This is a genomic window from Streptomyces sp. MBT53 (genome assembly GCF_016654115.1).
GTDB lineage: Bacteria > Actinomycetota > Actinomycetes > Streptomycetales > Streptomycetaceae > Streptomyces.
Genome location: NZ_JAEQAZ010000286.1, coordinates 1 through 8,046, shown reverse-complemented (window position 1 = coordinate 8,046; position 8,046 = coordinate 1). Strand labels below are relative to the sequence as shown.

Below are 8,046 nucleotides of genomic sequence, written 5' to 3'. Positions count from 1 at the left end.
ACGTGGAGGTGGACGCGGCGGCCAGACCCACACCCCGGCGCCCGCCACCACCGGTACGACCCCCGCCGCGCCCACACCGAAGCCGGCGAAACAGCAGCCGAAGAAGAACGCACCGGCCAAGTCCGGTACCAGCGGCGGCAAATCAGACAAGACCGGCAAGGGAAAGAAGCCGGTCACCGGCAAGAACACGAGCACGAGCACGAGCACCGGCAAGAGCAAGGCCAAGACGGCGCAGCAGCCCGGCACGACCCCGCCCGCCCCGCTGTCTCCCTACATACCCCCCACGGGCCGAGCCGTCCTGACCCCCGGCGACGGCAACTGCCTCCTCTACGCCGTCATCGGCAGCGCGCCGCACCTGGTCCGCACCCACCTCCGGCAGGCGACCCCGGCCATCGCCGCGGGAACCGCCGCCTGGCTCGCCCGGCCCGACGACGTACGGCAGACCCTCAGGACGGTGGCGGGGAACCCGCAGACGACGCACCGGGGAGCGGGCCACCTGCGGGCCGCACAGCAGGGGTTGCAGAACCTGGTGGTGGCCCGGCTGGCGGCGGCGGGCAACGGAAGTCGGCCCCTCCCGCCGCAGGTGCTCGGCCAACTCCGGGGCGTTCTCGCCGACGGGTTCGCCGAGACGGTGCCGGGCATGCCCGACGCCCAGATCGACAACGAGCTGGCCCGGTACGGCATCCAGGGCATGACCCACGCCGAGGACCTGGACCCGGCCGACCTCCAGATGCGCTACACGCTGGCCGTCTCGGCGGTGAACGCACCCCCCGCACCGGCCGGCAACCCACCGAGCAACCGGCGGATGTTCGCCTACCTCCAGGCAGTGAACGCGCTGCCGACGCTCACCGCCATGACACCGGCCGAGCGCCGCTCGCTGCTGATCGCCGGGTACCACCGGAGCACCGCCCCCCTCACCGCATACGAGGCGGGCGAGCTCGACCGCGCGGTGCAGAACTGGTCGGACATGTGGGCGCACCCGGTCGGGGACACCTTCCTGCCGCTGCTCGCCGACACCCTCGACGCCCCGATCCACGTCTTCGAGCCGGTGGCCACCACACCCGCCGGTCCCCGGGGCATCGTGCTGCGCTACGGCCCGACGACCACCAACACGCCCGCGCTGGAGGTCCACTACACGGGCCTGAACCACTACAGCGCCAGCGGCGCGAACACCCGCACCGCCCCGGAGACCGTCACACCGTCGAAGGCGCCCCGGGGTCCGGAGGACGCCAACAGCCTTCAGCCGGACGGCCGTTACCGTCCCGCGCCGACCCGTGACACCACCGACGACCTGCCCGCGTCCCGTGTCGTCGATCCTGCCCCCAAGGACACGTGGCACGACCTGCGCCCGTACGCCCGCGCGGCGGTGCACAGCACGGAGCGGTTCGATCCGCACGCGGATCAGAGCAACGCGCCCCGCCCGGGGGTCCTCAGCGGCGCGACGACGCTCGTCCGTGCCAACATCCGTCGTATCCAGGCGCCCAACGGTCAGTGGGTCCGGGACTACACGCTCAACCTCCCGGTCACCACCAACAACCCCGCGCTGACCGGGCAGTTCAAGGACCGCATCACCGCTCTCCTGGACACGCACCTCAACTCCGGCCTGGCGCTGCCCAGTTCAGGCGACCAGCTCCACATCAACGTCAATCTGATCGACGACCCGTCCCACCCCGAGGCGATCACTCTCACCGACACCGAGAACCCGGCCCGCGCCGACCAACTCCACCTGGATGCCCACCACTCGGACGAGGATCTCCTGCACGAGGTCCTGCACTACCTGGGCCTGCCGGACGAGCAGCGCGACAACGACTTCCTGTTGCGCAACCACCCCAACAGCACGACGGTCCGCACCACCGGTCTCATGGCCGACACCAAGAGCCCGGTCCACATCCCCGGCCGCTACCTCCGCGCGATCGAGGACGTCACCGCTGCGGGCTCTCAACTCCACGACCACACGGGCCAGTTGGAGGGCGGTCCCGTCCAGGACCCCGACACGACCCCCATCCCTTCGGACTCCTCCCTCACCTGGCCCACCTCCAACGCCCCGGCCGTCCCGCCGTCGCCGCGGGGCCAACACCAGTCGACGTACGTGACGTCCTACGGCGCGCTCCCGGACGGCACGGTCGGGTTGGTGTACGCGGAGCCGTTCTCCGACGAGGTGATCGAGGGGCTGCACGGTCAGGTCTACGAGGCGCTCGGGCTGGATGCGGACAACCCGCCCGAGTCGGTGCGCGAGCAGGTGCGGGATGTCCTGAGCCGGGAGAGCCTCGCGCTCCAACTGCCGTATCTGCGCTCGAACGGCGGGTACCGCGTCACCGTCCGGGTGGACGGGCGCGATCACACCGTGGACGTACAGCTGACGCTTTCCGATGCTCGGGAGTCTTTGCGGCAGGGGCGTTTCGACGAGCGTGACCCGGACAAGCATGTCGAGCGGCGTGGGTTCGGGACGCGGGAGAACTTCTCCAGTCAGCCGTCGGGGACGTATCGGACCTTCCAGGTGCCGTGGACCGGGTCCTGGCCGATCACGGCCCCGACCGCGGTACGGGCGATCGACGGATCGCTGACGGCGGCCATCACGCACAACCAGGCCAGCGACGCGACGACCGTCACGCAGGCCGTCCAGACGACCTCGGCCCAGCGTTCCAACGAGCCTTCCGATCCAGTGGAGTTCACCACGCGGTGGCGGGTGCGCGTGGACGCCCCGGCGGTCACCGCGGCGCCGGCCACGACGGCCACGGCGCCCGCCCCGGACGGGTGGAGCGTGCCGGTGTCGCACGGTCCCACCACGATCTGGTTCCCCCGGCATCTCACCACCGCCGACCCGGCGCCGGGTTCGCTGCCCCCGCCGGCCGATCCGGCCGATCTCCCGCTCTACGGCGTCGACTCGGTGATCGACCCCAGAGCCCTGTACGAACACGTCCACCAGACCTTCCGCGCGGATCTCGACGACACGGCGGCCGGGCAGGTCGCGGACTTCCTCTCCGAGCAGGTGCTGCGCGGCACGCTGCCCATGCAGGTCGACGGCGGGATCTACTCGCCCGTGATCACCGATGTCGACGGCAACGCGGTCGGCATGCTGCACCTGGTGACCGTGCCCACCGTCGGGACCCCGGTGCGGCAGAGCACCCCGGGCCAGATCAACCTGGAGAGCCACCTGGTCAACACCGCGAAGGTCGACCTCTCGTCGAGGTACACCAGCGGTCTGGGGGTCAGCGGCAGCGGTGCCGCCGCGCTCACCGGTGACCAGAGTCCGGGCCATCCGGACGCGTCGAGTGTCATCGGCGGCAGTCTCGGCCTGCGCGGACAGACCCAGGCGACCGTCACCAACACCTACAGCGCGGGCAGTTCGGCCGGCACGATGCACGCCGTCCGCACCAACCGGGGCCATCTGCTCACCCCCTCCGGCGTCACCTACCAGGTCACCCTGATCCGGCCGGACGGCACCCAGACAGCGGCCCCGGCGCTCACCCGGGCCCACGGCATGGACCTACGGGTCCTGAGCAAGGCCGACGCCACGGGGCGCGCGCCCACCGTGGCCGAGACGCGTGAACTCCCGGACTCGCTGGAGCGGTTGGACGGCATCGGGCTGAGCGCGGCGCCGCTCGACGTCACCGGCACGGACGGCCTGTTCGACGAGGCCGAGGCGTGGCTGCGCCGTGAGGGCTTCCTGCCGTCCGCTGCCACCGGTATCGGCGTGCTGCGCAACCACGAGCCCGAGCACCAGATCCGGCTGCACGCCCAGCTGAACAACCTGCGCCGGTTGCGTGAGGCACGTTCCCGCACCGGGTTGCGTGCCGCGACCGACTCGATGGTGGACGGCGGTCACGCCCTGCACTTCGAGGTGCCCAACAGGACCGACACCGGCGTCCGTCGGGTCCGGCTGCTGCTCACCGCCGAACGCGACACCACGCAGGCCAGCACCCACAACCTCGTTCTTCCGGGCATCCAGGTCATGGGGCTGGCCCAGATGGCCGGCAGCGATGCCGAGCAGCGCGGTGAGTCGTACGGCGGTGCGCTCGGACCGATGGCCAGCGTCAGCGGACCCACGGGACCGTGGGGGTCGATCGGGTTCGGGGGCGACTACCAGTACGGCCGGCAGATCACGCACGGCGACACCGTGGGCGGTGCCACGGGGCACGACCAGTTCTTCATCGCCACCGGCCAGGACGCCCACGCGTTCGATGTGCCGGTGCGGCTGGCCCTGGACCTGTACGCGGGCGACGGTGACCAGCCCAGCGAGCGGTTCGGACAGAACGTGAACCGGTCGGCGGCCCCCGCCCCGGCACCCGTTGTCGCCCCGGCCCCGGCTGTCACCGGCGCGCCTCCCGCCACCGGTACGGCTCCCGTCGTCCCCGCGCCTCCCGTCGTCCACCCGCCGACCGTCACCGGCACGCTGCGGCTCGCGGTGCCGAACGGCCGTACCCGCGCGGCCACGGCGGCCCCTGCGACGACCTCTGCGGCGACCACCTCCGCGACGACCGTCGCGCCGCGCCCCGTACGGGTCGACGGGGCGCCGCGTCCGGCCAACCCGGTGGACATGGCCCGGTTCGACGGCACCGACGCCCACGGTGTCCCGCGCCCGGAGCTGGTGCGGATACCGGACGACGCGCTGATCGACACCGTGCGCGGAGCCGCGGCCATCGAGTCGGTCTTCCGGCGGGCCGCCGCGGACATCCGCCGCCAGGCCCAGCCGACGCCCCCCGCCACCACGGGCACCGGCACGGGTCCGATCCTCCCGGTCACCGCTCCTGCCCCGACCGTCGCCGCGCCCCCGCCCGCACGCGACGGTGTCTCCCCGCTCGCCGGGCGCGGGCTGACGGACAGCACGACGCGCGCCGCCGAGACCCGGCACGCGGCGATCACGCCGGGCAGTCTGGTCGCCCACGGCCACGAACTGTTCAAGAACTCCTACGTAGTTGAGGGCCTGAGCCTGCCCGGGACGCTCGCCGACGGTCAGTACACGCTGGAGATCCAGGCGGTCGCGCACCGGCCCCGGCTGCTGGACACCACCCGGCAGTACCTGGAGACGGGCGTCTCCGCCACCGACAGTGCCCAGCAGCTCAAGTCCCTGGGAAAGTCACACCAGTTCGGCGGCAGCGGGGTCCTCACCCAGAACCCGCCCAAGCAGCCCAAGGGCCCGGTGAACGCGGCCGGGCAGGGCAACACCGGTCCGGAGTCGGACGGTTCGGTCTCCACCAGCCAGACCAGCGGCAAGTCGTACAAGGGCCTCTTCAACCCGTCGGCACGCCTCGGCCATGTCTCCCGTACCGACACCGCCGACACGCTCGCCGCCGGCACGGGCGTCAACCGCACCCCCACCGAGAGCGGCGACCTGCACCGGGTGGTCGCCGACGTCACCCATCTGGTCACGGTCCGGGCCGGTTCGCGCAACCTGCTCAACGGCGTCGGCGAGCCCGGCACGATCGAGCCCGTCAGCTTCGTGGTGGACGTCCCGGACGGCCTCCAGTTCCTGATGACGCAAGGCCAACTCGCCCGCGACGCACGGTGGATGGGCTCGGTGCAGGGGCTCGCCCCCGCGCCCGCCCCGACCCTGACGGCGCCCCTCCCGGCGCCGTACACACGCAACCGCGAACTGGGCCTCGGCGGAGTCCTCTCGGTCATCGAGTACGACCGGCCCGTCGCCGCCCCCGTCCCCACGACCGGGCCCAACGCCGGCCAGATCCCGCTGGGGCCGGTCGCCCTGCGGGAGCGGCGCGGGCGGATCCGGCGCGAACTGCTCGCGCTGGTCGAGGCCGAGGCACCCGGAGCGGTCACCCCGGGGCACCCCGGCTACCAGCAGGGTGTGCACGGGCGCGTCGCGCAGCTCACCTCGTCCGCCGGGCTGCGCTCGCTGCCCGGCCGCGGTCCGGACGGCACCCCGCGCCGGGCCACCACCCGCTTCCACTTCCGCCACCACGGCTTCGGCGGCGAGCGGTTGGTCGAGGTGACGCTCACGGCGGTGCCCCGGCGGACCCAGAACCTGGCCGCCGTGCTGGGTTCCTCGACCCCTGGCTCGGGCCTGGAACAGTGGCAGTCGCACACCGCCGCGGGCCGTACCACGACCCGCGCCTCGGTCCGCCAGACCCAGCTCCCGGTCACCCTGACCACCCGCTACCTCCGCCCGAACCAGGGTCCCGACCCCAGCAAGACGGACCGCTCGGCGCCCGTGTTCACCCCGCAGTCGGCCAGCAGCATCTCCGCCAGGCGGGCGACCACGGCCGACAACCGCTTCTGGCTGCGCACGGACAACGGCGCCGACTTCGACGGCCTGGAGTACGACTACGAGCTGTCGGTCCGCTCCGCGCTGGTCGTGGACTGGCCGCCGAACGTCATCGGCGGTCTCATCCAGAACGGAGTCATCGCCTGGGCCGACGCGGACGGCGACGTACGCCGGTTGACGGAGGCCCTGCTCGCCCGCGGTAACCCGCGCACGAGCACCGTCCCGACCCGGCTGGCGCTGCGGTTCACCGGCACCGAGGCCATCGCGCCATCCGGTGGCCCGGCCCGGGTGAACGCTCCGTCCGCCGTTTCCGGCGTCGACCCGCGCAATCGCGTGCGGCCGACCGGGCCGGCCGCCGGCCCGTATCTCGTCCCCGCGCAGATGTTCCACCCGGTGGGGCCGACCCCGGCGTTCCACTTCGACGGCTGGGCGCATCTGGAGACCGCCCTCAACGACGTGGCACCGCGCGGCGGACGTGGCTGGCACGCGCAGATCACCTCCGTCTCGGTGGAGGGACAGGCCGTCCGGCTGGGCCAGTTGATCCAGGCCGGACAGGTCGCCCTCGACCGCCCCCGGCTGGCCGCCGACCTCACCCGCAAGATGCCCGGCACCGCGCCCTTCGAAGGCGCACCGGACCGGCCCTCGACCATCGCGGTGTCGCTCTACAACCCGCGTCGCTCCACCAACGCCGACGACGTCACCCTCGACCAACTCCACAACACCACCGACACGGTGAGCACCGCGGCCGGTGCCGACCACTCCCTCGCCACCTCGTTCACGCAACTCCTCAGCGGCGACGACGACAACCACGAGATCGCCGGGATCGGCGTCCCGCTCGCCCAGCGGCAGACCCAGCCCTCGACCTTCGGCGGCACCACCACCGGCAGCCGCCGCGACTGGCTCAAGTCCGGCAGCACCTCCGCACCCGCCAACGGGGCACGCGGCACACGCAGTTACGTCGTCGACGCCGATGCCCATCTGCTCGTCGAGGGACCCGAGGGCACCCGCCATGTCACCGGCACCGTCACCCTGCGCGTCGAGGAACGCGACCTCCTCGGCCACGGTCTGCTCACCCCGGCCGAATTCCCGCCGGACGTCCACGACCTGCCCGCGCTCGTCCCCGACTGGGCCACCGCCCAACCGCACACCCTGCCCGAACGTCTGCACTCGGCGATCCCCGCCGGCAGCCGGGGCGTGCAGTTCTGGGCGGCCCTCGGCGACGACCCGCAGGGCACCCGCCTCGGCCAGGCCCTCTACGCCGCCTCGCGCACCGCCGTGCTCGGCCACCGCCCGGTGGAACTGATGACCCGTGACCAACAGGGCGTCCGCCGCTGGGAGTTCACCCCCGAAGGCGCCCTCGTCACCGCCGACCCCGACCTGACCACCGCGTGGAACGCCTTCGACGCGCAGGCCGAAATCCTGCACAACGCCACCCACACCCTCGCCGACACCCCGCAGCTCCTCAACCGCCTCACCGCCGCCCTCCAGCAGGCCAACCGGGCGCACGCCACCGCCGTAGAGACCCATCGGAAGGCGCGGCTCGCGGTCACGGGCGCGATCGACGTCCACCGGCGGGCGACGGAGACGGCCGCGGACTCGGCCGAGGCCGCGCGCAAGGCCGAGGCGCTGGTGACACGGATGAAGCGGGACCTCGCGGAGGCCCGGAGCACCGTCACGACCCTGCCGTCGGTGATCCAGCGGCATGTGCGGGACGAGGCCAAGGGGCGCCACGATCTGCGGACGGCCCTGGCCGCGCTGACGCAGGCGGAGAACGCCGTGCGCGCCGAGCGCGTCGCCGCCGCGCGCGCCGCCGCCGAACAGGCCGC

At 72.9% G+C, this 8,046-nt stretch carries 1 pseudogene; it reads left to right on the top strand.

Annotation, left to right across the window (positions count from 1 at the left end):
- Positions 1–8,046 (top strand): annotated as a pseudogene (locus tag JHN45_RS48270) (hypothetical protein); the annotation flags it as partial.